This window comes from Tunturiibacter gelidiferens (genome assembly GCF_013410115.1).
GTDB lineage: Bacteria > Acidobacteriota > Terriglobia > Terriglobales > Acidobacteriaceae > Edaphobacter > Edaphobacter gelidiferens.
In genome coordinates this window covers 2,386,179-2,411,079 of record NZ_JACCCV010000001.1, presented here as the reverse complement: position 1 = coordinate 2,411,079, position 24,901 = coordinate 2,386,179, and the positions used below count along the sequence as shown (strand labels likewise).

Annotated in this window: 21 protein-coding genes; 13 read left to right on the top strand and 8 right to left on the bottom strand. The window is 55.8% G+C overall.

All coding sequences use genetic code 11. From position 1 onward, the window contains the following. The first annotated feature begins 9 nt into the window (after positions 1-9). Positions 10-1,026: an MBL fold metallo-hydrolase gene (locus tag HDF12_RS10290; protein ID WP_179582634.1), complete on the top strand. Its 1,017-nt coding sequence runs from the start codon at positions 10-12 to the stop codon at positions 1,024-1,026. Positions 1,027-1,319: 293 nt separating this feature from the next. Here HDF12_RS10290 and HDF12_RS10285 read toward each other — a convergent pair whose 3' ends face one another. Further along, positions 1,320-2,951, bottom strand: a complete 1,632-nt coding sequence (locus HDF12_RS10285; protein WP_179582632.1) for a rhamnogalacturonidase — start codon at positions 2,949-2,951, stop codon at positions 1,320-1,322. Between the two features lie 105 nt (positions 2,952-3,056). On the opposite strand from HDF12_RS10285, the gene HDF12_RS10280 reads away from it, so the two are divergent. Then, the gene (locus HDF12_RS10280) at positions 3,057-3,212 is read left to right on the top strand and encodes a hypothetical protein (protein ID WP_179582630.1); all 156 of its coding nucleotides are present in this window, start codon (positions 3,057-3,059) and stop codon (positions 3,210-3,212) included. A gap of 995 nt (positions 3,213-4,207) precedes the next feature. Here the strand turns inward: HDF12_RS10280 and HDF12_RS22860 are convergent. Together HDF12_RS22860 and HDF12_RS10270 are read right to left on the bottom strand one after the other, a co-directional pair. After that, positions 4,208-4,903 (bottom strand): response regulator, encoded by a 696-nt coding sequence (locus HDF12_RS22860; protein WP_179582628.1) that lies wholly within the window; start codon positions 4,901-4,903, stop codon positions 4,208-4,210. Continuing rightward, positions 4,900-6,345: a sensor histidine kinase gene (locus HDF12_RS10270; protein WP_179582627.1), complete on the bottom strand. Its 1,446-nt coding sequence runs from the start codon at positions 6,343-6,345 to the stop codon at positions 4,900-4,902. Before HDF12_RS10270 ends, HDF12_RS22860 begins: the two co-directional genes overlap by 4 nt. 193 nt (positions 6,346-6,538) lie before the next feature. On the opposite strand from HDF12_RS10270, the gene HDF12_RS10265 reads away from it, so the two are divergent. Beyond that, on the top strand, positions 6,539-10,006 hold the full coding sequence (locus tag HDF12_RS10265) for an outer membrane beta-barrel protein (RefSeq protein WP_257025478.1): 3,468 nt from the start codon (positions 6,539-6,541) through the stop codon (positions 10,004-10,006). A gap of 596 nt (positions 10,007-10,602) precedes the next feature. Here the strand turns inward: HDF12_RS10265 and HDF12_RS22855 are convergent. Further along, the gene (locus HDF12_RS22855) at positions 10,603-10,800 is read right to left on the bottom strand and encodes a DUF1214 domain-containing protein (RefSeq protein ID WP_218892438.1); all 198 of its coding nucleotides are present in this window, start codon (positions 10,798-10,800) and stop codon (positions 10,603-10,605) included. Further along, positions 10,763-11,191, bottom strand: a complete 429-nt coding sequence (locus HDF12_RS21995) for a DUF1254 domain-containing protein (protein WP_218892344.1) — start codon at positions 11,189-11,191, stop codon at positions 10,763-10,765. The genes HDF12_RS22855 and HDF12_RS21995 overlap by 38 nt, the downstream gene beginning before the upstream one ends. Here HDF12_RS21995 and HDF12_RS21990 point away from each other — a divergent pair. From HDF12_RS21990 to HDF12_RS10245, 4 genes are all read left to right on the top strand, one after another. Further along, positions 11,191-11,334: a hypothetical protein gene (locus tag HDF12_RS21990; RefSeq protein WP_218892343.1), complete on the top strand. Its 144-nt coding sequence runs from the start codon at positions 11,191-11,193 to the stop codon at positions 11,332-11,334. The two genes, HDF12_RS21995 and HDF12_RS21990, sit on opposite strands and share 1 nt — an antisense overlap. A gap of 935 nt (positions 11,335-12,269) precedes the next feature. Beyond that, a complete protein-coding gene (locus HDF12_RS10255) occupies positions 12,270-12,803 on the top strand; it encodes an inorganic diphosphatase (protein ID WP_179582625.1) in 534 nt (177 codons plus the stop codon). A 32-nt stretch (positions 12,804-12,835) separates the two neighbouring features. Continuing rightward, positions 12,836-13,168: a DUF3147 family protein gene (locus tag HDF12_RS10250; RefSeq protein ID WP_218892342.1), complete on the top strand. Its 333-nt coding sequence runs from the start codon at positions 12,836-12,838 to the stop codon at positions 13,166-13,168. Positions 13,169-13,178: 10 nt separating this feature from the next. Beyond that, positions 13,179-13,634 carry a DUF3147 family protein gene (locus HDF12_RS10245; RefSeq protein ID WP_179582623.1) on the top strand — a complete coding sequence of 152 codons (456 nt, stop codon included), beginning with the start codon at positions 13,179-13,181 and terminating at the stop codon, positions 13,632-13,634. Between the two features lie 211 nt (positions 13,635-13,845). Here the strand turns inward: HDF12_RS10245 and HDF12_RS10240 are convergent, their stop codons facing one another. Further along, a complete protein-coding gene (locus HDF12_RS10240; RefSeq protein WP_179582622.1) occupies positions 13,846-14,661 on the bottom strand; it encodes a dolichyl-phosphate beta-glucosyltransferase in 816 nt (271 codons plus the stop codon). Between the two features lie 143 nt (positions 14,662-14,804). Here HDF12_RS10240 and sppA point away from each other — a divergent pair, with 143 nt between their 5' ends. Both sppA and HDF12_RS10230 read left to right on the top strand, forming a co-directional pair. After that, positions 14,805-15,872: a signal peptide peptidase SppA gene (sppA, locus tag HDF12_RS10235; RefSeq protein ID WP_246373476.1), complete on the top strand. Its 1,068-nt coding sequence runs from the start codon at positions 14,805-14,807 to the stop codon at positions 15,870-15,872. Between the two features lie 251 nt (positions 15,873-16,123). Then, positions 16,124-16,483 carry an HU family DNA-binding protein gene (locus HDF12_RS10230; RefSeq protein ID WP_179582621.1) on the top strand — a complete coding sequence of 120 codons (360 nt, stop codon included), beginning with the start codon at positions 16,124-16,126 and terminating at the stop codon, positions 16,481-16,483. A gap of 74 nt (positions 16,484-16,557) precedes the next feature. Here the strand turns inward: HDF12_RS10230 and HDF12_RS10225 are convergent, their stop codons facing one another. Then, positions 16,558-17,949 (bottom strand): dicarboxylate/amino acid:cation symporter, encoded by a 1,392-nt coding sequence (locus tag HDF12_RS10225; RefSeq protein ID WP_179582619.1) that lies wholly within the window; start codon positions 17,947-17,949, stop codon positions 16,558-16,560. A gap of 78 nt (positions 17,950-18,027) precedes the next feature. Here HDF12_RS10225 and HDF12_RS10220 point away from each other — a divergent pair, with 78 nt between their 5' ends. Together HDF12_RS10220 and HDF12_RS10215 are read left to right on the top strand one after the other, a co-directional pair. Beyond that, a complete protein-coding gene (locus HDF12_RS10220; protein ID WP_257025477.1) occupies positions 18,028-18,600 on the top strand; it encodes a YybH family protein in 573 nt (190 codons plus the stop codon). Positions 18,601-18,666: 66 nt separating this feature from the next. Beyond that, positions 18,667-21,063 carry a PAS domain S-box protein gene (locus HDF12_RS10215; protein WP_179582615.1) on the top strand — a complete coding sequence of 799 codons (2,397 nt, stop codon included), beginning with the start codon at positions 18,667-18,669 and terminating at the stop codon, positions 21,061-21,063. 7 nt (positions 21,064-21,070) lie between these two features. Here HDF12_RS10215 and acs read toward each other — a convergent pair whose 3' ends face one another. Next, positions 21,071-23,026: an acetate--CoA ligase gene (gene acs / locus HDF12_RS10210; RefSeq protein WP_257025476.1), complete on the bottom strand. Its 1,956-nt coding sequence runs from the start codon at positions 23,024-23,026 to the stop codon at positions 21,071-21,073. Positions 23,027-23,232: 206 nt separating this feature from the next. Between acs and HDF12_RS10205 the strand changes: the two genes are divergently transcribed. Together HDF12_RS10205 and HDF12_RS10200 are read left to right on the top strand one after the other, a co-directional pair. Continuing rightward, on the top strand, positions 23,233-24,609 hold the full coding sequence (locus HDF12_RS10205) for an L-lactate MFS transporter (RefSeq protein WP_179582611.1): 1,377 nt from the start codon (positions 23,233-23,235) through the stop codon (positions 24,607-24,609). A gap of 53 nt (positions 24,610-24,662) precedes the next feature. Continuing rightward, the gene (locus HDF12_RS10200) at positions 24,663-24,824 is read left to right on the top strand and encodes an MFS transporter small subunit (protein WP_179582609.1); all 162 of its coding nucleotides are present in this window, start codon (positions 24,663-24,665) and stop codon (positions 24,822-24,824) included. The last annotated feature ends 77 nt before the right edge of the window (positions 24,825-24,901 follow it).

Here is a 24,901-nt window from a genome sequence, read left to right as displayed (position 1 = left end):
GAGGTCATAATGTTTCGAGTCGCTCTGGCTGCAACGGCCCTGACCGTTGCGCTGTCTCTCTCTTCTGGGTCCGTCCTGGCGCAGCTTCCGCAGCCGAATGGCGGCACCATTGAGCGAGGCGTCCTTCCTGCCCACTGGTTATCTCAGGAGCCGAAGTGCATGGAAATCCCCGAGTGGCAGGTCCATGAGTACAACCCCAACCTCTACATCCTCCGACAGTCCCCTTGTACCGACTACGAGAAGCCGTTCATCTACCTCCTCTTCGGCAAGGATAAGGCCCTTCTGATGGATACCGGGTCCAGGGACGGCAACCTGGCGCCAGCGCTTCAACGAACGGTGAAGAACTGGCTCGCACGCAACGGGCGCACCAGTATCCCGCTGATCGTGGTGCACTCTCACGAACATGAAGACCACACCTGGGGCGACAAAGAACTGCAGGCGATGAACAATCCCGCGATGCCGGTGACGTTCATCCCCTCGGAGGTAGAAGCAACGAAGCGCTTCTACGGTATCGAACACTGGCCCACGGACATCGGACACATAGACCTCGGCGACCGCATCATTGACATCATCCCGATCCCCGGCCACAGCGCGGTGAGCGTCGCCCTCTACGACCGGAAGACAGCAATCCTCCTCGCCGGAGACACCGTCTATCCAGGACGACTCTACGTAGCAGACTTCCCCGCCTTTCAAGCCAGTGTGGAGAGATTGATCAAATTCACCGAGGGCAAACCAGTGGCACAGATCCTCGGCAATCACATCGAGCAGACCAGCACTCCCTATCTCGACTATCCGGTCGGCACCATGTACCAACCCAACGAACATGAACTTGCACTCTCACGCGGCGCGCTGCTCGAGCTTGAAGATGCCCTGCTCTCCATGCACGGAACTCCAAAACGACTTGCGCTGCGGGATCTCTCCGTTTGGCCGGTCGGTCCAGACTTCATGAGCCCTGCAGAGAAAGCCCAATTCAAAATTCACGAAAAAGAAGAGAAAGACAAGATGTGGAACCACGCCCCTCAGTAGCAGCTGAGCAACCCTCTGCCACACATTCCGTTAATGCGAGTGTTTGCATCGCAAAGACGGAAACCTGCAAAATAAATACGAAGTCCATGGCATATCTCTTTCAAACTTAAAGCAGCTTTGAGTGCGGCAGGAGAGAGAAATTTCTTAGAGCTCAGCTTCCTGCAAATCGCGCTTGTTGAACATAAATGAAATCACGACGATTCGCGACGCGCAGTCTCAAAAACGAGAAAGATGGTGTTGTGAAGGCGCAGTTGCCCTATAGCAACCGAACAGAGGTAACAGATTTGCAGCACCTAGAGTGTTTCATTGACTACCCTGCCCAGAATCGCATCCTTGGCGGCGCGGCTCAGGCTGATGCGTATATCTCCAGCGTGGCGTAACGCGAACGCGGGCGGTGAAGTTGGGGCGGTAATCGCGAAAAAGTCAGCACGCTCCACATCTTCGAGAACGACCGCGGGCCGCCCATCCATTGCCATAGGAGCGATCTCAACATGGCTCATCTCAAGATGGCGCAGGTGTCGCAGGAAGAATCCATGCGCTGGCATGGGACCGAATACACCCGGATCCGGATACTTGTCCACATCCTCAGGTGGCACGATCTTTGCCTGTTCGGGGCTAATCCCTCCCTTGTGCTGCATGTAAAAGTTTGCGATCTTGATGTCTTCTATCGGATAGTCCGGAATTCCTGAGAGGATGTTGCCGATGCTTGCTTCTGAGTTATAGGACACGATGTTGGACACCAGGATGCGACGCAGTACGCCCACTCTCGTTGAATCTTTTGGTCCACGAAGTCGCGCACCGAGACGGAAGAACAAAGGCCCGTAGATCAGATTGCGCATGCTGATGTTAGAGATGGTAATGTCTTCGCACAAAGCTCCATCTTCACTCTCGAGCGAAAGGCTGTTGCAACCCTCGAAGACGCAGTTTGTGATCGTGATGTTCCTGAAGCCGCCATTCGATTCGGTCCCGCATTTGATACGGCCGGTACGGTAGATATTCTCGCCCGGCGGGAAGATCTTGTAGCTTCCGTCGAGTACACTGCCTAGCTGGTAGTAGCCAGTAACAGTGCAGCCCGTGATGGTGACGTTTTCCGTCGATCGCGCATAACCAAGCGCATAGCTCGACTTAGGACAGATCCCGTCATCCCAGGGCGAATTCACGATGCAGTTCGAGACGTGTACGTTCTTACAACAATCTAGATCGATCCCGTCGCGATCGGTGTCGATTGTAAGGTTGTCGATGGTTAGATTGTCTACGCCGGTAAGCAATAGGCCGAAGTGGCCGCCCTTCAGGATATTGAGGTCGCGAAAAATGACATTACGACAGTTCTTTAATGCAATGGTTTTGTTGCCAACGCCGGGTTGTTCTGCTTCGTAGATCGGGTAGTCGCCGCGGCGCTCCCCCTTGATCCATCCACCGAACGAAAGCCCTTTGCCATAGATGAGGCCAGGACCACTGATTCCGACGTTATGGAGATCCTCTCCCCAGATCAGTGAATTGTGCCAGTGGTTGTGACCGTAATCCTGGTAGGCGTCGTATGCGGTCTTCGGCTCCGCGGCGTCGTACTTCCCTCCCATCTCACCTGTCGTCTGACCTGGTAACGGGGAGGCGGCAGCGAGGATGGTTGCGCCTTGCGAGATATATAGATGCACCTGGCTGCGGAGGCGTATGGAAAAACAGAGATAGGTCCCGGCTGGAAATACGACCGTCCCGCCCCCAGCAGCCGCTGCGGCGTTAATCGCTGCGTTAACGCCCGGGGAATCCAGAGTTCTGCCCGATCCGGTCGCTCCATAAACCCGAACGTCGAAGAACAAAGGAGTCATCACAGGATTGGCTGAGTCGGTCTGGCCAGAAACGGGCTTGTTGGTGAGCCCGGCGAGAGCAAACGGAGCGAATTTGAGCATGCTGCGGCGCTGCTTATTCATTCGAGTAAGCTTACCAAGCCCTGAGTGAAGAGAACACCTCGCTTCATACGAGCCGCAATCGACTAGTCAGAATTTCCTTCACTCTGAGGCAAAGGGAGATTGGAGATGAAATTGACACTGACACAAATTCTGAACGAAAAAAATCCAAATACTGATTCGGTCCTTCACGCAGCACGATATTTTGTCGCAGAAAAATTCGGAGATGTCCCTCCCTCTGGCATGCGAGAGACTTTGCTGGAAAGTGGGATCACTGCTGCGTAACTAGATTCTTCGATTATGAAGCTCGAATCGGATTTAGCCTCCCTTGAAGACGAATCACTTCTCATTTTTGGACTCCGCGTTGCAGGAGCGACAAGATGATGCACCTGCAATCGAACGGGCATTTGATGAAGCGACGGCAAACGTCCCTGTACTCGAGACTGCAATCGTGGCACTCGTTGTCATGTACGACTTGTATCTGCTTACTCCGCCTGGTAATAAACCAGTTCGGATTGTTAAGCCTAGGGTTGTGAAAAAGGACGGAAGTGTTGAAACGTCGAGTGACGTCACATATCACGAGCCAACGGGCGCGTTGGCAAGCGTGGTCGATTTGATAAGCGGTGCAAAGTCACGTCGAAAGCGCTAGATGTCTCCAAGTTAATAAGGCCAAGAAATGGGTTGAACCCCCACGGTCAGCCCACGCCCAAAGTTGATGCCAATTTGATGCCAAACAGAGCCCGGAATACCGGTTTTACCGGCCCTACCGGCTATTAACCCCTTTAGAATGTTTAGCCGTCCAACTTTAGCACTCCTTCACAAGGGGGAGTCGTAGGTTCGATTCCTGCTGTGCCCACCATATGAATCAGTTAGTTACAAGCTATGGCCCTTCGAAAAGGGCGCAAAATGGGCACAAAACACCAACAACATCTTGTGGTTGCCCGTTTTTCATGCCACAATCTCCAACCGTTCCCGAGAAAACAACGCATCCACAACTTTGGCACTGCCGCGCCTGCAAGAAACCACCCGGCGCGTCTCATTCCTGAGGCATGGTAAAGGCCAGATTGAAAACAAGCATCACCCTGGACCTCGAGATACGCTGCGAGGGCAAGAACGGCGAATGTGCCGGCGGGTGGAGACAATCTGAGCAAGTTGATTCATTCTGGTCCTTAGAAACTGCATCTTCGAGTTTTCTCTATTGCCCGTTTGCAATAACGGAACCAAACGATTCGCCACTCTGTCATCACGTGTCTGAGCACCCGCGTTGACATCGCGGTCCGTTATTCTTCACGGAAGCGATAGCCGATATGGCTCTCGGTCAAGATATAAATGGGGTGTGCAGGGTCGTCTTCAATTTTCTTTCGAAGTTGATTGATGACAACTCGCAAATATTCACGTTCGTTGCTGTAGGGCGGTCCCCAGATCGATCGCAGCAGATTTTCGTGCTTGACGGGTCTACCGGCATGCTCCATCAAACAACGGAGGGTCTCGTATTCTTTTGGAGCGAGGTGGATCTGTTCACCCTTTTTCTCGACAAGGCGGCGATTGGCGTCGAGCGTGATGTCGCCCACTATGCTGATCAGATCTGGTTCTCCCATCGGAGCATGGCGACGCCGGATGACTGATCGTAACCTTGCGGTGAGCTCACGAATCTGAAACGGCTTCGTGACATAGTCGAAAGCCCCCGCGTCTAACGACTCGACGATATCCTCTTCATCGTCACGAACAGTGAGCATGATGATCGGGAGTCCCGGAAAGGTTTGGCAGATTCTTCGACACGTATCCTTCCCTCCCATGCCCGGCATGTTGATATCGAGGAGGACCGCGTCATAGCTGACCATGCGCAATTGCACGAGGGCCTCTTCCCCGTTATGAGCCTCCCCAACTGCAAATCCTAGCGCCCCCAAGGTTTCGAACAGGCTCTGGCGTATTCCTGCATCATCTTCAACAACGAGCACCTTGCTTTTCTGATTCACGCTTTCTCCTTTGCCATGCGGGGTAGTGCGATAGCGAACGTCGTTCCATTCACTTGATCGCTTTCAACCCATGTTCGCCCGCTATGCGCTTCAGCGATGCGCCTCACTACGGAGAGACCGATCCCGGTGCCGGAGATCGTCTTCACCGACCCAGAGCAACGATAAAAACGTTGAAACACCTTCTCTTTTTCGTCATCCGGAATAAACGAGCCTTCGTTTTTGATCCTGATAACCAGTTCCGCTTCTTCTTCGTGAACCACGATGGCCACCTGAGAGTTGGGACGGCCGTACTTTGCAGCATTGTCGAGGACTTGGAAGAGGGCCATTTGAAGAAGCTTTCCATCCCCATATACGGCGTTGTGCCCCGAGCTCACCTGGAAGTCGATGGAATGCCCATCCAGTTCCTGTGATGATTCCGTAATGGTGCTGTGTATCAACCGAGCTACGTCGACTTGCTCGCGCTTGATCTTTAGATCGCCGCTATCCAGCTTCGCGGTAAGGAGCAGATGGGTGGCGAGGTCGCTAAGGTGCCCCGCATGGCGATCAATCAGGCCAACCAACTTTTCTTCCGTGCCCGACAGGGTGTTCATCGCGAGCAGACCGGAGCTCGAAGCTCTGATCGTTGTAAGTGGGCTCTTGAAAGCATGTGCCAGGCCATCCAATATGGCGGAGCGTAGCTGCTCGCTTTGTTTTGCCGCTTCTGCATTTGCTTCAGTCGAGAAGGAGCGTGCCCTTTCGATTGCAACTGCGGCAAGCGAGGAGGCTGCATTGATCGAGGCAGAGTCGAGCGAATGCCCGCAGAGGAAGAGGGATCCAATAGGCCGGGTTCCTAGTCGAAGGACACGCCGGGAAACACCTGTGCTCAAGTCATCGTCATTTGTTTCGAGAAAGTAAGCGGAGCGCACTTCGTCATCGGAGAAATCACAATCTCCACTCTTCCACTGATGCACCTCATACGCGTTCCAAAGGGCTACCCCTTTCACTCGCAGGCTGGAGCGTATGAGATCGACGAGTTGCTGATCGACTGCGTCGTCCCGATTGAGGAGCAGAATATTCTGGCTGAGTTCGTAAAGCTTCTGCTGTTGAGCCTGGCGCCGCTCTAACTCACGAGCGTGGTGGCTCACTCGGTCTGAGAGGCTACTGACGACCAAAGCCGTTGCTTCAAAGACCAGCAGCGCGATCCAGTCGTGCGAATCTGTGATGTAGAACTGGAACAAAGGTTGGGTGAAGAAGTAGTCGAGGCAGGCAACGGACAGGATTGAAACGACGCTCGCTTCGAATAAACCCCAACGAAGCGCGATGACCACCACTAGAAAGAGGTGGATGGAGGTTGCGGCGGAGAGATTAAAGTGAAGGCGGTAGGAGAGAAGCGTCAACAGCATTCCAGCGGCACAGCCACCGGCAATCCTGCGTAGGACCACCTGGATTGGTTTGGCAATCATTCGGTCGCCCCTGCCGGAACTATAGCGATTGAGGCATAAACAAACCGTTAAGAAGGAGCTTATGCATTGCTAATGGTATTCACGGTTCACTGAAAGTGTCTGTCTTTTCCGGCATACGAGGTGATTCGACATGAACTTACTTAGAGGCCTTCTTTCACTAGACACAGCAGCACGCGCGTCCCTTGTAGAGGATATGGCGGTATCGCTTCAACAGCAGAACGAGGTTCAGCACACTCACAGGCGGGAGGGGCGGAGCGCTCTGAGACGCGTTTCATGCAGCGTCATCTCCCTGATTATGTGCGGCCTGTTGTTGGTTGCGGGGCCGTTAGCCCATGCGCAGTCGACGTTTGGAAGCGTCAGAGGCAATGTAGTGGACGCGAGCGGAGCGGCCATTCCAGATGCGCAGATTGTGCTGCACAACTCAGATGAAAATACAGAACGCGCGGTCAATACGGATACTTCAGGCGGCTTCGTCTTTGAGAACGTAAAGGCCGGCAAGTACACGCTACGTGCTCATCGCGATGGCTTTGCCGATACTGTTGTGTCGGGAATTTCAGTAGAAGCGCGACAGGACTTGAGACTTGGCGCCACACTCAACGTGGCGGCACAGTCGACAACTGTGGAGGTATCCGGTGCGGCGGACCAGATCAATACGGAAAATGGAACGATCAGCGATTCGAAGACGAATATCGAAATGACGCAGCTGCCCCTGAATAACCGCGCGAATACTACAAGTCCGCTCGGGGCGCTTGGCCTGTCTCCCAACATTCAGACAGATAGTGCTGGCAATATCGCTCTCGGCGGAGCGAGCTCCTCAATGGTGAATTTCTCTGTCGATGGTATTTCAACTGCCAACGTGCGGCAGAATGGAGCGCTGCAGGACGCCTATCCTTCACAGGAAGGAATTGCTGCAGTTAAAGTGACCGCATTCAACAACAGTGCGGAGTTTTCCCAGGTTGGCGATGTGACATTCACCACCAAGAATGGGACAAGCCAGTATCACGGGAGTGTCTTCGAATATTTGCAAAATCAGGCGCTGGATGCCGATCCGTATGGCGCTAGCGGCAAAGCCCCCAAGAAGTTCAATACGTTTGGCTTCTCGTTGAGCGGGCCCATTGTGATTCCACATCTGTATGACGGGCACAGCAAGACGTTTTTCTTTGCGGACTATGAGGGCAACCGGCGCAGCACTGCGGTGTTCCAGCAATATGTAGTTCCGACGGTCGCAGACCGGGGCGGCAACCTCTCCGATATAGGTGGCCCTACAATTCCATCTACCCAGATTAGCCAGACAGCAAAGGCACTCCTCGCCTATTATCCATTGCCGAATGCGGCAGGCGCTACTAACCAGACGCGGGCCATCAACTATCAGAACTTTCAGGCGACGCCGGCAAGCACCGACGGCGCGGACATCCGGGTCGATCAGACGATCTCGTCCAAGCAATCGGTTTATGCGCGCTTTAGCCGCAAGAACATCACGACGGACTTCGCGAATCTTTTTCTGCCGGATGATTCGGATTCCATTCACAATCGGAGCTTGTTGATTTCGCACACCTACACGATTACTCCAAAGCTGCTGAATGAGTTCCGCTACGGCTTCACGAACGTTACGACCAACGTCAACTTCCCGATTCAAGGTTCCACTGCGCTGAGTCAGTTGGATCTCACGGGTGTCGATATCAGTCAGCATCCACTAACCCACGCATTCCCCACCTTCAATTTCAGCGCGGGCACTCCGTTTCCAGTCATTGGAAGAGACAAGGCAGGGGTCACGCAGTCGAAGACGACGCAGTTCAGCGATAACCTGACTTACAGCTTCGGTAAGCACACCGTGAAGGGTGGGATCGATATCCGTCGCGTTCGGTACTTCGATCTGGAGAGTTTTGCCCCACAATTCGCCTCAGATGATTTCGGGGCCTTCCTATTTCAACCATCGTATGGAAACGCCCCAGGCGATCAGTTTACGGGCAATGCCTTTGGCGACTTCCTCGAAGGCGCGCCAACCACACTTTACTTCGCTGTCTCGAGTCCGGATGTCGGAGGAACCGCCACGCAATATAGTTTCTTCGCTCAGGACGAATTCCAGGTCAACAGTCGGTTGACGCTCAGCTACGGTCTTCGCTGGCAGATTCTCCCCGGCTTCCAGGAGGACGGCGGCAATCTGGCAAACTTCGATCAACGGAATAACTCGATTGTCGTTCCTGATGCTTTGGCGGGATACCTTACCAGCCAGAATATTACCTCTTCCAATGTTGCTTTCCAGCAGTCCTTCAATGCGTGCCCGTCCGGCACGGCTGCCGGATCGACCGTTCACGGGTTATCGTGCACCGGATATATCACGGCCAGCCAGGATGGATTGCCGCAAAGTCTGCGCCAAACCTATAAAGGAGACTTCCAGCCGCGCATCGCGATTGCCTATCGTCCATTCAACGACACCAGGACGGTGGTACGTGCCGGATTTGGCGTCTATACGATGACCAACCTGGGACCGCTTTCCTTCAATAACAGCGGCAACCCAGCCTCAAATCTGCACACGTATTCCAACTCCAACAGCGCCGGGCCAAATACGCCACAGATCGTCTTTCCAAATACCGCTCCTGCGAGCTCCGGGGGGCCAACCTTTGGCGGTGGCGGATTGGACCAGGGCGTTGATCCCAACTTCCGCGACCCCCAATCAAACCAATGGAATGTGACCGTGGAGCGCCAGCTAACCGACGCAACATCGCTTCGCGCGAGCTACGTCGGCATGCACACTTACCGGTTGAGTATCACTGAGGATCTTAACCAGATTCCCGCCAGCACGACTCCGTACAACACCGGAGCAACGGCTGGGGCTTTCGTGGATTCCCGCGCGCCGTATCAGAATTGGACGACGCTGCTCAGCACGTTCAATGCAGGTGAGGCAAACTATCACGCGTTCGAGCTGCAGGCGACGCACCGTTTGGAGCGTGGGCTCTACGTGGATGCAAACTACACCTATGCAAAAAGTCAGGCTGACAATCAGGGTGATGCGCCAAGCGCGTTCGCCGGTGAGGTCAATTATGGACTTCCCATTGCCGATCGGTTTCATATCAAACAGAATCTCGGTAATGTTTCCGGTACTCGTCGCAACCGCATGCTGCTCACGGGGATGTATCAGATGCCTTTTGGCAAAGGCCGACAGTACATGAGTACCAGTACAGCCAAGGACCTCTTTCTTGGTGGCTGGGATCTGACAACGGTCACACTGCTTGAAACCGGCCCCTGGCTTACGCCCAGCATTAGCGGTTCTGCCGATCAGTCGAACACGAACGTCGTCAATCGCAGCGCTGTGCTGCGTCCGGATAGGGTACCGAAGGGTACGGCCGGAGCCGTGACCTACAACAACGTGTCCTTCCTGGCGACCCCGGCAGGAGCAGGTCGCTTCGGGAGTGCAGGAGTTGGGATCATTCAGGGTCCTGGCACGGCGACGGTGAGCCTTGGTGTGGCAAAGCGGTTCGCTATCACCGAGAAGGTGCATGCACGGTTCGAGACGACCTTCACGAACGTTCTGAACCACACCAACTTTGCGCCACCCGTGACGGCGATCGACAACTCGCTATTCGGGCAGCTGACTGGACCGCAAACGGCGGAGAATGCTGGAAATCGGACGGGACAGGCGGCGCTCAGAATCGATTTCTAATTCGATTGCCCGTTTTAGGGAGGTGAAGAGATTTCTTATCGCCTCCCTTTCATTCATATCATCTACACGCTGAAGTGCCCGTTTCGTAAACTCAAATTATCCAAGGGGCTGGAGCTGCTGGCTACGGCTTCCTCAAATTTGAGTTCATTGCGGTCGGTACGCTTAAGCCGCTTGGCCTCCTCATCCAGAGCAAGTAAGCGCTAGTGGCGTCGGCTTCGAGACGGCGACGCCACCTTAGCGAATGACGCTTCGATGGAGCCGGGCTTCTGGTTCAAACAATCGGTACCGAGAAGGCGGCTTATGAGAAGTGATCAGCGATGGACTACAAAAGCGTCGTGCCTGCAAAACGGGGTTTGCAGCAATTACAGATGTGAAGTTGCCGAAAACCGGACTTTCGAGGAATTCTAGACGGATTAGCAACACAAGCGCGTTTTTCGTTGCCAATCCTGTCCTGGGTCAGTACTGTGGGCATTGGTTACTTCACCTCTTCGACGTCGCCTGGTTTCCAGCTTCCGTCAAAGGCGGCTTTTTCAGGACCGTAGACGCGGAAGTAGACAAACCAGCCCTTTGCCGGGGATTGTTTTGATCCACTGGTTCTAATGTCCCTGTGGGAGCGTTGGGACCGAAGTAGAGTTCGGTCGGCTGGGTTTTGGAGACGTCCTTGCCTGATCGGTCTGGACCTGGCTGCGAGTGTCGGTGTCATAGACCGTGACGGACCAGAAGAGCTTACCCGTTACCGGCTGCGGAACGGTGAGCTTATAGCTCTTGCAATGGGTCGCGCTTGAACATGGCAGGCGATGCTCCGATGGCCTGATAGAACCATTTATCGCGGGCGTAGAGGTTGCCGTAGTTGGGAGTGTTGAAGTCGCCGTTTTCGAAGCGGAGGGCGGCCCACTCCCACTTGCGATCGGGCCAGACGATGCGGTTGGGGCGGTTGTCGCCGAAGGACTCGACGCGCATCTGGGCGTTGCCGATTTTGGCGGCCTTTTCGAGGATGGCGGTCATGCAGGCGTCGGGGGTGAAGGGCTTGCCTTGCTCGATGCCAAGGGCGGCTAGCTCGCCGTAGAAGTAATGAACGCGCGGGTTGGATGGTTCGGAGCTAATGACGTTGTAGAGCTGTTGCCAGAACTGGATGTTGTTGTCCCAGGCGAGGGGCGTGGTAGGGTGGGGGTGAGGTCGAGCCATTGGAGCTCAGGCCAGCCGGGAGTGGGCTTGAGTGGATGGACCTTGACGGTCTTGATGCGTTCGATGGCGGCGGGGACATCGCCGCCGACGGGGAGCGAGCGGATGCCGACAAGCTGCGCAATCATTCGCACCATCACCAATGAAATCGGAGAACGACATGTCGAGCTTTTCTGCCTATTCCTCTCAAGATCCTTCAGTCCATACCATGCTTCTCAGCGCCGCGCCCGCCGGTATGTGGTACGAAGGCCGTTAGTCCATTCTGATCGGAAACACTCTTAGGACGCCACGAAATTCTGCCACACAGCCGAATACCTCACGTTGGTGGCGGCGAGCATTCACCGGGAACCTTCGTGTTTGTCAGATGCTTTTTGTCTTCTTATACGACGCGGCGCTTCACTCGTTGTCTCAAACCCAAAGCTGGGCTTGTTCGCCCGGATGGTCGTAGCAACGTAGGACGGTGAGAAGTGTGCATAATGTTTCTCAGCTATGCGAGTTCCAGAATAGCCTAGTAGATTGGCGATCAGTTGGATCGAGGTTCCGTTCAAGGCAAGTAACTGGGGCTGTAGGGGCTTCTTCATGCATGATTTATCGGCTCGGTTCAGATTCTCAAGTCCCCAACGTCCTAAAGCAAACCCATATTCCTATTCCGCACACCGGGGATAAATCCTCGGCACCTATTGAGGCATTCTGAATTCAAAATAGCGGATCCGAAACAGGATAGAAGACGAAGGCATCTAGCGAGACCACACGAGTGAAGCGATCTTCCAGGACGCCGTTGTCGCTGAAGTCGATGCTGTTGGAGCTTCAGTATGTCGCTCGACCCGGTTTTTGGCACGGGGCATGCGGTCCGGCAGCTTGCCGGGCGGGCGAAAGAACGCACTTTACCCTCTTGAGAATCTGAACGGGCAGATTTCAATCAAATCTGAATGCCCTTCGTACTCAAAACTTCGGAATATGCAACTTTAACCAGTCGTTTCCTCTCACATCAATGTCGCACCATTAGACGAAGAGGACGGGCTCCATAATCTCTCTTTGGTTGCGATGTGGTCGTTCGGTTTAGAGAAGAGTGAGGGAGAAAATGAAATCGCTTGTCGATCCAACAAAGTTGAAACCCGTAAGCAAACAGGACGGGATGCTTCAGGTGATCGTGGAAACGCCTAAAGGTAGCCGGAATAAGTTTGCATTTGATCCCGAGCAGGGGATCTTTGCCCTGAAAAAGGTGTTGCCTGCGGGAATGGTATTTCCCTATGATTTCGGCTTTTTGCCTCGAACGATTGCGGACGACGGAGATCCGATCGACGTCCTCCTGTTGATGGACGAACCCGCTTTTACCGGCTGTGCTGTGCACGCGATTTTGATTGGCGTGATCGAAGGCGAGCAGTTAGATGGCAAGAAGAAGGTGCGGAATGACAGATTGCTTGCGGTGGCTGAGGCCAACCATAGCTACGCGAACATTCGAAAGCTGTCGGACCTGCCCAAGCAGTTTCTGGATGAGTTAGAAGATTTCTTTGTCAACTATCACAAACTTGAGGGCAAGAAATACAAGCTCCTGGGTTGTAAGGATGCCAAAAAAGCCCGCAGTCTGATCGAAAAAGCTCGCAAAGCAGTTTGAAATTGTAGGGGCGATGAATGAGTGAATTTGTTATGAGATTTCTCATCGGCGGTGCTGTTGTCAGCTTGTTCGCGGCCATTGGCGACGTGCTGCGCCCAAAAAGCTTCGCCGGACTGTTTGGGGCTGCCCCGTCAATCGCTCTCGCCACAGTTGGTCTCACTATCTCCAAACAGGGTTCGCAATACGCAGCAGCTGAAGCTCACTCAATGATCTTTGGAGCGATCGCATTCTTCATCTATGCGATCTCTGTTTCGAGAGTATTGGCGCGATACAAGACAGCCGCACTCCCGACCACAATCATTCTGATGTCAGTGTGGTTTGCAGTATCGATTGGACTATGGCGATGGTGGGGAAGGTTTTCCTAAGATGATCAGAATGGATTTTTCCTCTTTGCGAGAGACTCAGCCCCACGAATACATCATAAGATTTCTGTTCGGCGGCGTGTGTACGGTCTCGGCTGGACTCATTGCGAAGCGTTATGGGCCGGGAATAGGTGGGCTTTTTCTCGCCTTTCCAGCCATCTTTCCTGCCAGCGCTAGCCTGATCGAGAACCACGAAAAGAAACGCAAGGCCGAACATGGTTTCAATGGAACGATTCGAGGTAGGCTTGCCGCAAGTATCGACGCCTCCGGCGCATCGCTCGGATGCATCGGCCTCGCAATGTTCGCTCTGACTCTGCGGATGGCCCTCCCCGGCCATGTTGCGCTTCACACCCTCGTAGCTGCCAGTGTTGTCTGGATTACCATCTCAAGTCTTTTGTGGAGTATTAGCCGACATCGGATCTTTCATAAGCGAAAGAAACAGACGGATCAGCGGCGCCAGGATGTTTGATATCTGCGCCGGCCTACTCACGGAATAGGAAAATCGAGGGAGAAATGGACAAAGGAAACGGGTCGGGGTGTGAAACAAGTACCGAATGAACAGTATTGATGAGCGCTCAGAATAAAAGACCAGCCAAATGGATAGTCTAGGCCGAGGTTGGCCCTCGGTCGGTTCAGAATCGCATGGCAATCTAACGTATGAAAGAAGGACTCACAAGCGGTTAGCGGACTTCAGCGCTGGCCGCCTTGACGACCTGCTCTACCTGTGGGGTCACCATTGCACTCGTATCCTTTATAGCCGCGATGGCCTTGTCATACCGGCCGGCCATGAAATTACCGCGAATGCGTGCCATGTCTTCGAGCATTTTAATGCCGTCTCTCAGGTAGCTCATACGGCTGCGTTCGTCATGGCCCCAGGTGACCGGGACCTCGCGGACGACATACTTCAGCTTGCGAGCGATGAACAGGATCTCGGGGTCGAAGCCCCAACGTTCGATGGTTTGCAGGCGAAAGATGACCTGGGCAGCGGAGCGTTTGAACGCCTTGAAACCGCACTGAGTGTCTTTGAAAGGCAAGCCCATAACGGTTCGGGTGACCCAGTTGAAACAGCGACCGAAGAACTGCCGGTAGAGCGGCTGGTGGATTGTCTGACGGGTGCGGTCCATCCATCGGGAGCCGATTGCCACATCCGCCCCATCGTTCAGTGCGGCGATAAGGCGTTCCGCCTCTTCCATGGGAGCCGAGAGGTCAGCATCCGTAAACATGACGATGTCGCCTGCGGCTTGCAAAAGGCCGTTGCGCACGGAGTAGCCTTTGCCGCGATTACCCGGGTTCTTGACGAGGTGAAGTCGCGGATGTTGCATCATCCAACGCTGTACGATCGCAGCGGTGTCGTCGATCGAACCGTCGTCGACGACCAGAACCTCCGCATCCCAGCCCTGTTCCGCGACACACGACAGCACCTTATCCAGAGCATGCTCGATACGAGCGCTCTCGTTGTATGCCGGGATTACGATGCTCAACTGTGGATGTGCCATAGCGATCGACAGACTTTCTTTCTTCTACTGATTACTGAGAGATACACGGACGGTGTCGCGATTTATCATACTGCAATGTTTGACGCATGAACCGCCCTGATTGGCTCTATTTTTCACTTTGTCTACATTTCTTTTCGCGGCCCATGCTCGAGCCTCGACTATGCACCGCGATCAGCGGTCCTGCTAAACTCCACAGCATGCCGGAAGACTTTTCAACACCTCCACCGCCTCCACCACCGCCATCGTTTCCCTACACTCAAACTCCGCCTTACCCTTATCCGCAACGTCAAGGCTTCCCGCCCCCGCGCCAACGCTCGGCATGGTTCTACATCGGGATCATCGCCGGCTCCTTGGCCGCGGTGTTTCTCCTTGTAACGCTCATGGTCTGGTTCACGGCGCGTTCGGTCACCGGAAATTCGGCAGGCTTGGGATTAGCTTCGGACAGCATTGCCGTGATCGACATCTCCGGTGCGATCCTGTCTCCTGAAATCATCGACAGTCAGCTGCGCAAGTTTGGGGATGACTCGTCGGTAAAGGCGATTCTTCTTCATATCAACTCGCCGGGCGGTGGCGCGGCTGCCTCGCAGGAGATTTACCATGAGGTCCTGCGGGTGCGGCAGGAGAGTCATAAGAAGGTCGTCGCCTCAATTGAGTCGGTGGGCGCTTCAGGGGCCTATTACATCGCCACCGCCTGCGACAGGATCTACGCGAACGATGCCTCCGTTGTCGGATCAATTGGGGTAATCATGGAGTGGACAAACTACGGTGACCTGCTGCGATGGGCCAAGTTGAAGAATGTGGTCATCCATGCCGGAGAGTTGAAGGACGCCGGCGATCCGAGCCGCGATCTGACGCCTAAGGAAGAGGCTTACTTTCAGTCGCTGGTGGATAACATGTATACGCAGTTTGTGCACGATGTCGCGACGGGTCGCCATACCTCTGATGACAAGATCAAACCGCTCGCGACCGGCCAGGTTTGGACAGGACAGCAGTCCCTTCCCCTGGGCCTCATCGATAAGGTCGGCGGCTACCGTGTAGCCCTGATGGAGACGGCCAAGGAGGCCGGAATCTCCGGGGAACCAAATGTGGTGCGACCCGCAAAAAATAAACGAGGGCTGTTTGCACTGCTTACCGACGACGGCGAAGACCTGTTCCCGAACCCGAGCCAGATGCTGAACCATGCTCCGGGTTTCTACTTCATGTGGAAGTAAGGTACGGTCCTTCAGTATTTACCTTGCCAAACCACTGCCAAAACACGACCAGGGCCCCGAAAAAATGGGGCTCTTTTTGTTGATCCTTTGACCTTTCGGACAGATTTTGCATCTTATGGGGCAATGCCCAATGTGTTCATTCTTTTGACTTCTTGCACAACCTTTTAGCCTCCATCCCGTCTACAATCAACAACAACGGATTGCTTTCACCCGGCCCTATCGCCCTCCCCCCAGTACGAAAGGAACCCACTATGACTAAAGCCGACCTTGTTGATAAAGTGACCGCTCTTGGAGACCTGACCCGCCGTGACGGGGAAGTTATCGTCGATACCCTCTTCGACGCTGTCATCGGAGCTTTGAAAACCGGTGACAAGATCGAGATTCGCGGATTCGGAAGTTTCCGGACCCGACAACGTAATGCCCGAACCGGCCGAAACCCGAAGACTGGGGCCAAGGTCGATGTTCCGGCTAAGCGAGTTCCCTTCTTCAAGCCATCGAAGGAGCTGCGTGACTCGGTGAACCCAAATGGGGCGGCGAAGTCCAGACCCACAGCCTCCAAAAAGGCAGTCGACAAGGAACACATCGATCCACATCATCCGCCAGCGATGTAATCGTGGCAGAACTGCAATCTGTACGAGTAGCAGGTGCTCCGGCATCTGCTATGTTGCTTTGAAATCAGGATGTGTCACTCAGCCATACCCTCCAAAACTACTGGCGAAATCGGCTCAGCGCCAAACTCCCCCTCCCACTTGGCGACCACGACACTGGCAAGGCAGTTACCAACAACATTGACGGTCGTGCGCGCCATGTCAGCCAACGCGTCGATGCCGAGAATAACGAAGATTGGCTCGGTGGGAAGGCGGAAGGTTGCCGCAGTCGCGAGCAGAACGACCAACATTGCTCGCGGGACGCCAGCTACTCCTTTGCTGGTCAGCATAAGAGTCACCATCATCAGAAGTTGCTGGCCAAGCGACAGATGAACTCCTGCTGCCTGCGCTACAAAGATGCTGGCTACCGCAAGATACAGGGTGGAACCGTCCAGGTTGAAACTGTAGCCCGCTGGGATGACGAACGCTACAATCCGCCGCGGGACGCCCAGAGCTTCCATCGCCTCCATAGCGCGTGGAAGAGCCGCCTCACTCGTGGAGGTAGCAAAGGCAATCGTTGCAGGCTCTGCAACAGCCGCGAGGAATCGACGCACCGGGACACCGAAGAACAGCGCCGCCGGCAGCATAACAAGACAGCCGAAGCCTACTAAGGCGCCATACAGCGTCAGGAGAAGCTTGCCTAAATTCACCAACACTCCAAGGCCCATCTGACCTACCGTGAAGGCCATCGCAGCGCCTACGCCAATGGGGGCGAAGTACATGACAACGTTGGTGAACTTGAACATGACTTCGCTGAAACTCTCGAACAGCCGTAAAACCGGAGTACGTTTTTTCTCCTCCAGGCTGGCCAGCGCGATCCCGAAAAAGACCGCGAACACGGCGACCTGAAGGATCTGGCCTTCAGCTACGGACTTAGCGATATTCTCCGGGAAGATGTGAAGCAGAAAATCCTGCCAGTGAGTGGGGGGGGGCGAGGCTATCGTCTCGCTGGAGGTAGCCGGGGGCAGAGAGAGGCCAACTCCGGCACGACTGAGGTTGATTGCCGCGAGGCCAATGACAAGCGCCAGAGTGGTGACGACTTCGAAGTAGATCAGGCTCTTGATCCCCATCCGTCCGACGCTCTTGAGGTCGCCATGGCCAGCGATGCCGGTCACCAGCGTCGCGAGAATCAGCGGCGCGACGATGGTCTTGATGAGGCGCAAAAAGATATCACTGAAGACGCGAAGGCTCGTCGCCAGCATTGGCGCATCGAATCCCAGCTCCGCCCCCGCAACCATCGCAACAAAGATCCACGGCGTCAGGGAGCGGCGCCGCAGCGCAAAGAGGCCCAGGAGAACAATCGCGACACACCGCAAAGCAACTCCGGCATGGTGCACTTCGGGTCCATGGATCAAGCCCAGCGAGACTCCGACAGAGAGTAAAATCGCCGCCGTAAGCAACAGAATGTGCTGAAAGTTCGTCTTTAACATCAGGTGCGAAGAATATCAGTCTTCAACAGAAAGCCAATGCTCTATAGATCATCTTCGAGCGCTGATAGCATACTCTCTATGCATCGCGTAACCCTCAACAGCATCTTGTTTTGCGCTATCGCTTCCTCTCCACTGATCGCACAGACCGGACCCGGGATCGTTGCCGCATCTGGCTACGACGCTTTTGCACAGACCCCCGGAATCATCTCCAATCCGCTCTCTCAGCCGACACTAACGCCAGGAGCCCTGGTTCTGCTGGAGTTGGAGGGCCGCTTTTCGCAGGCGGTTGCCGAAGGCGGAGGCAAGGCTTTCGGCAACTGGTTCGCAGAGGACGGAGTTACTCTCAACAACGGTAAGCCCGCGATTCTTGGTCGCACCGCTATCGCGGCACAGGCTCAGTGGGACCCAAAGACTTATCAGCTTAGCTGGACTCCGCAGGGTGCCCAGATGGGCCCTTCGAACGACATGGGATTTACCTGGGGTCACTATGAGGGTCGTAGTAAAGATAAAAATGGCGAGCCCGTGGTGATCTCGGGCCGCTACTTCACCGTATGGAAGAAGTTACCCAACGGCACGTGGAAGGTAGCCTTGGACGCGAGTGCGGATGAGCCGCCCGCAACAGGGGAGTGTTGCACTCTTCCAAAGCCGTAAACCATTGCTGCAACAAAAGTAGGAGTGCGCAACCATTTGCACATAACCTACGATTGAACTGTTGAAATGAACGCTCTCCTGGTCAAAGACGAAGCGCTGCGAATCGAGGCCCTCAACCAATACGAGGTACTCAACTCTGCGCCCGATCCCATCCTGGATGACCTGACAAACCTGGCTGCCCAAATATGTGACACGCCTGTCGCAGCTATCTCGTTGATCGGTTCGGATCGCATCTGGCTGCGCTCGCGCTTTGGCATCGACTCGCCTGACGTCGCGCTTGGTAGCCTGCCCTGCGAAACGACTATCCTCGGCGACACCGTCTACGAGATCTCCGACGCACGCAGCGACCCCGAATACGCTCCAGATGGCATTCTGCTCGAAGGCCGTCTCTACCGATTTTATGCCGGCGCTCCCCTGACGACTCCCGGCGGTGTGACCATCGGCGCATTGCTCGTCCTGGATCGCCATCCCCGCACACTAACCCCAGCTCAATCCTCCGCGCTCAGCGTCCTGAGCCGCCAGGTCATCACCCGGCTGGAACTCAACGGTCGCATCCGACAGATGGACCGCGCAGCGCGCTCACGCCAACGCGTCGAGTCCGCTCTCACCGTGGAACGGAACTTTGTCTCGGCGGTCCTGGACACCGTCGGTGCGCTGGTCGCCGTGTTCGATCCGGCCGGCCGCATCGTCCGTTTCAACCGCGCCTGCGAAAACGCGTCAGGTTACGACTTCCCTACCCTGGTCGGCCGCTATGCGTGGGACAAACTTATTCCGCGGCAGGAGATTCCCGAAGCTATCGAGACCTTCGAGCGTCTACGCTCCGGTCACTTCCCTGCTGCTTACGAGAATCAATGGCTCAACCGTGACGGCAGCATACGACGCATCGCGTGGTCGGCGACTGCACTAACCGATACGCAGGGACAGGTCGCGTTCATCATCGCAACCGGCATCGATGTAACCACCCAGCGCGCTGCTGAAGCCACATTGCGCGAGAGTGAAGCCCGCTACCGCCAACTCATCGAAGGTTCGCTGGGTATGGTCTGCACCCACGACCTCCGCGGCACTCTGCTGTCGATCAACACCCACGGCGCGGAGACCTTGGGGCGTACCGTCGAGGAGATGACCGGTCACAATCTCGACGAGTTCATCGTGCCGGAGAAAAAAGCTGCGATGCCTGCCTACCTGAAAAAAATAGGCGAGACGGGCGAAGCACAGGGCCTTCTTCACCTCTCCCACAGCGACGGAGACATGCGTGTGGTCGCTTACCGGAACAAGCTCATCGTCGTGCCCGGGCGTGCACCGTACGTTCTCGGCTTCGGTGTCGACATCAGCGAGCAGGTTCGCGCAGAAGGCAGGCTTCGCACTCTTACGCGGCAATCAGATTCCATCCTTGAGTCGGTCGGCGACGGCATCTACGGCATCGATCTCGAAGGCAAGGTAACGGTCGTAAACTCCGCCGCGGCTCAGATGCTCGGCTATAAGCAGGAGGAGATGCTGGGCCGAAACATGCATCAACTGATCCACCACACACGCGTCGACGGCACACCCTACGCCTCTGCCGACTCACCGATCCGCAAGAGCCTTACCAACTTCGCCACCGTCCGCATCTCGAACGAGATCTTCTGGCGCAAAGATGGCAGCTGCTTCCCAGTGGAGTATGTCGCAAGACCGCAGGTCGACTCGCAGTCCTCCGATTCGAACGGCCTCAAGGCACTCGGAGTAGTCGTTGCGTTCACCGACACGACGGAGCGCCGCGCCCTCGACCGCATGAAAGATGAGTTCATCTCCACAGTCTCCCACGAGCTTCGCACGCCGCTTACCTCGCTGCGTGGGGCGCTTGGGCTGCTCGCCGGAGGCGCGCTCACCAACCGCCCGGAGAAGACCCAGCAGATGCTCGAGATCGCCATCAGCAACTCCGATCGGCTGGTGCGGCTGGTAAACGATATTCTCGATCTGGAGCGCATCAGCAGCGGCAAAACAGAGCTGCATTCGACGATGTGCAGTGCCGAAGATCTGCTACGGCGAGCCGCTAGCGTTCAACAAACGCGCTCTCCCCGCCCCAACATCCGCATCTTCTTCGCCGCTCATGGTGTCAACGTCTGGGCCGATCCCGACCGTATTCTGCAGACGCTGAACAATCTGATCTCGAACGCCATCAAGTTCTCCCCGGAAGGCAGCGAAATTCACCTAACAGCGCGCAATCTCGACGAGAATGAAGCGCTGATCGAGGTTCGCGATCAGGGCCGGGGCATTCCTGCCGATAAGCTCGAACACATCTTCGACCGCTTTCAGCAGGGCGATGCCTCGGACTCACGCGCGATGGGTGGCACAGGGCTCGGCCTCGCAATCTGTCGCAGCATCATAACCCAGCATGGCGGGCGCATCTGGGCCACCAGCGCGCCCGACCAAGGCACCATCTTCCACTTCACACTACCCACCAAACCCAGCACCAACCTACGCTAGAGTCCCCTCACTCATCGCCCTCGCGCAGCTTAGCGATCACGGTGAAGTCTTCAAGCGTAGTGGTATCGCCCTTCACTTCACCTGTAGTCGCGAGTTCGCGCAACAGCCGCCGCATAATCTTTCCGCTGCGTGTCTTCGGAAGCGCTTGAGTGAAGGTCAGATCGTCAGGCCGGGCGAGCGCGCCGATCTCTTTCGCGACCCATTGCCGCAACTCCTGCCGCAGCTCTTCACTCGGCTCGTGACCACCTTCAAGCGTGACAAACACGGCAATCGCCTGACCCTTCATCTCGTGGGGCCTGCCGACCGCAGCCGCCTCCGCAACCTTGGGGTGAGCTACGAGCGCCGACTCTACCTCCATCGTCCCAAGCCGGTGACCACTAACGTTAATCACATCGTCGACGCGTCCCATCAGCCAGAAGTAACCGTCCGCATCGCGGCGCGCGCCGTCGCCGGTGAAATAGCTACCGGGAACCTCGCTCCAGTAAGCCGCCTCGTAGCGGGCCTGATCGCCGTAGATTGTTCGAGCCATGGAAGGCCAGGGCTTGCGTATAACCAGAAGTCCCCCGTGGCCGTCGGGAATAGGTTTGCCTTCTTTTGTAACCACTTCGGGAACAATTCCAAAAAAAGGTCTTGTGGCGGATCCCGGTTTGGTCGCTACAGCGCCGGGGACTGGCGCGATCATGATGGCACCAGTTTCGGTCTGCCAGTAGGTGTCAACGATGGGGCAGCGCTCCTTGCCGATCACGCGGTGATACCACATCCATGTCTCGGGGTTGATAGGCTCGCCGACCGTGCCCAGCAGCCGCAGCGAGGCAAGAGAGTGCTTCTGCACCCATTCGTTCCCCCATTTTGTGAAGGCCCGGATCGCTGTTGGAGCGGTGTAGAAGACGGTGACCTTGTGGCTATCAATAATCTTCCAGAAGCGGTCGCACTCCGGCCAGTTGGGTGCGCCCTCATACATCATTACGGTTGCACCGTTCTGCAGTGGACCATAGACCACATAGCTGTGGCCCGTGACCCAGCCAATGTCGGCGGTGCACCAGTACACATCCTCATCGCGGAGATCGAAGATGTATTTGCTGGTCAGATAAGTCTGCACAGCGTAGCCGCCGGTAGTGTGTAGCAGCCCTTTCGGCTTGCCAGTGGTTCCAGAGGTATAGAGAAGATACAGCGGATCCTCGGCATCCATCCATTCCGCAGGGCATTCCGCCGAAGCTTTCCCCATCTCCTCGTGCCACCACAGATCGCGACCGGACCGCATCTTTACCGGGGAGCCCGAGCGTCGGAAGACGACAACATGCTTGATCGTGGAACACTTCTCCAGCGCCTCGTCAACAATCGCTTTCAACTGCACCTCGGCACCGCGACGATAGCTCGTGTCCTGCGTGATGATGGCGACACAGCTGGAGTCGTTAACACGATCCGAAATAGCGTGGGCCGCAAAGCCGCCGAATATCACCGAATGTACCGCACCGATTCGTGCGCAGGCGAGCAGCGCAATCGCCAGTTCGGGGGCCATCCCCATGTAGATCGCAACCCGGTCGCCCCGCCTGATACCCAGCGACTTCAGCACATTTGCGAAACGCTGCACCTGCTCATGCAGTTCCCCGAAGGTCACCTTGCGAACCTCGCCTGGCTCACCCTCCCAAAGCAGAGCCACTTTATCCTTGCGGGCTCCCAGCGCGTGACGATCGACACAGTTGTGCGAGAGGTTCAGCTTGCCCCCGACAAACCACTTTGCGTGCGCCGCTTCGCCGTCCATCACCTTTGTCCAGGGGGAGAACCATTCGAGCTCATGAGCGGCTTCGGCCCAAAACTCCTCCGGATGGTCCACGCTGTGCTTGTACATCGTCTCGTACTGCTCAAGACTCTTCACCTGAGCCTTCGCTGCAAACTCCGACGGGGGAGGAAATACACGATTCTCTCGCAGACTTGAATCCAGATTCGTACTCTCTTCGGACATCTCCAGCACAACCCTCCGTGATTTCATCTCGCAAGGTGAAGGTACCCTATACAACTCAACCCGAGCAACCCGCCGTTACATTTAGGTGACACCTGCGCCGTCGGAATCATGTATGGTAGTTGGCGCATCTAGATATTCAATGAACGATCAGCTTACCGCTGTCCTCTGTTCGACGATGTACGACCTATCAACTCCTGAGGTTCTCAATGGCCCTGGCTTTTCTCGACCGTGACCGCTCTATAGCCCCCGCAGGATATAGCCGCTGGCTGGTACCGCCCGCAGCCCTTGCAATTCATCTCTCCATCGGACAGGTTTACTCCTTCTCCGTCTTCAAAAATCCCCTCTTGGCCCTGCACGCGGCTGATGGCTCCGCCTGGAACCTCAAGGAAGTCGGCTATATCTTCTCGATCGCGATCGCGTTCCTGGGCATCTCGGCCGCTCTCTTCGGAGCGTGGCTTGAGAAGGCAGGTCCCCGTCGCGCGATGTTCTACGCTGCAATCTGCTTCGGCGCAGGCTTCGTCATTGCCTCTGTTGGAGCCAGCACGCACCAACTCGCTCTGATCTATCTGGGATACGGAGTCGTCGGTGGCATAGGCCTTGGACTGGGGTATATCTCTCCCGTATCCACCCTCATCAAATGGTTTCCCGACCGTCCGGGCCTGGCCACTGGCCTCGCCATCATGGGCTTTGGCGGCGGCGCGATGATCGGGGGACCCCTCGCCAACAACTTGATGGCGCACTTCAAAGCCGCGGGACAGCCTTCAATCCCCTACACCATGTCCACAATGGGCGTCCTCTACTTTGTCTTCATGATGTTCGGCGTCTTCACGATACGCGTCCCGCCAACAGACTGGAAGCCTGACGGCTGGGTGCCCGCGGTCAAGCACTCCGCGCTGATCTCGAGTCACAACGTCGCCGTCACCGAGGCATGGAAGACGCCACAGTTCTGGCTTCTCTGGGTCATGCTCTTCGTCAACGTAACCGCAGGCATCGGCATCCTGGAACAGGCAGCGCCCATGATTCAGGATCTCTTCAAAGGTCAGATCAGCCCCGCAGCCGCCGTCGGTTTCGTAGGAATTCTTAGCATCTTCAACATGGCCGGCCGATTTCTCTGGGCTTCGGTCTCGGACTTCATCGGGCGCAAAGGAACCTACTTCACCTTCTTCGTACTCGGCGCCATCCTCTACTTCTTTCTTCCCTTTTCACGGCAAGACAAGATCGACTCCATCCCGCTCTTTGTCGCTATCGCCGCGATGGTCATCTCGATGTACGGGGGAGGATTCGCCACCATTCCCGCTTACCTGAAGGATCTCTTCGGCGGCTTCAACGTCTCAGCTATCCACGGCCGTCTGCTTACCGCATGGTCGGCTGCCGGAATTATCGGCCCGCTCATCGTCAACGGCATCCTCGACCACTACGTCGAAAACCACATGAACAAACAGGAAGCCTACCCGCTCATCCTGCACATCATGTGCGGCCTGCTGGTTGTTGGCTTTCTGGCAAACCTGATGGTACGCCCGGTTGCTGAAAAGTATTGGCTCAAAGACAAGAACGTCGTCGTCCCAGAAGGTGCTGCTCACTAACCGCCCGGCGGGGACCTCGTCTCCGCCCCATTCCAACACCCAGGAGTTCTCTCATGGCAGATTCCACCAATATCAAAAAGTCCTCCCCCCTGCTGATCGCGGCGGCGTGGATTATCGTGATCATTCCGACGGCATGGGGCCTGGATTACACCGTCAAAAACGCCCTGAAGATCTTCGCGACGGCCACGCCTGCGCCTACCGTTCCAGCAAAGTAACTCGAGCATTACCAAACCATCTCTCAGCAGATTAAGTCACATGACTGACGCCGAGACCCATTCAACCGGCGTCAGTC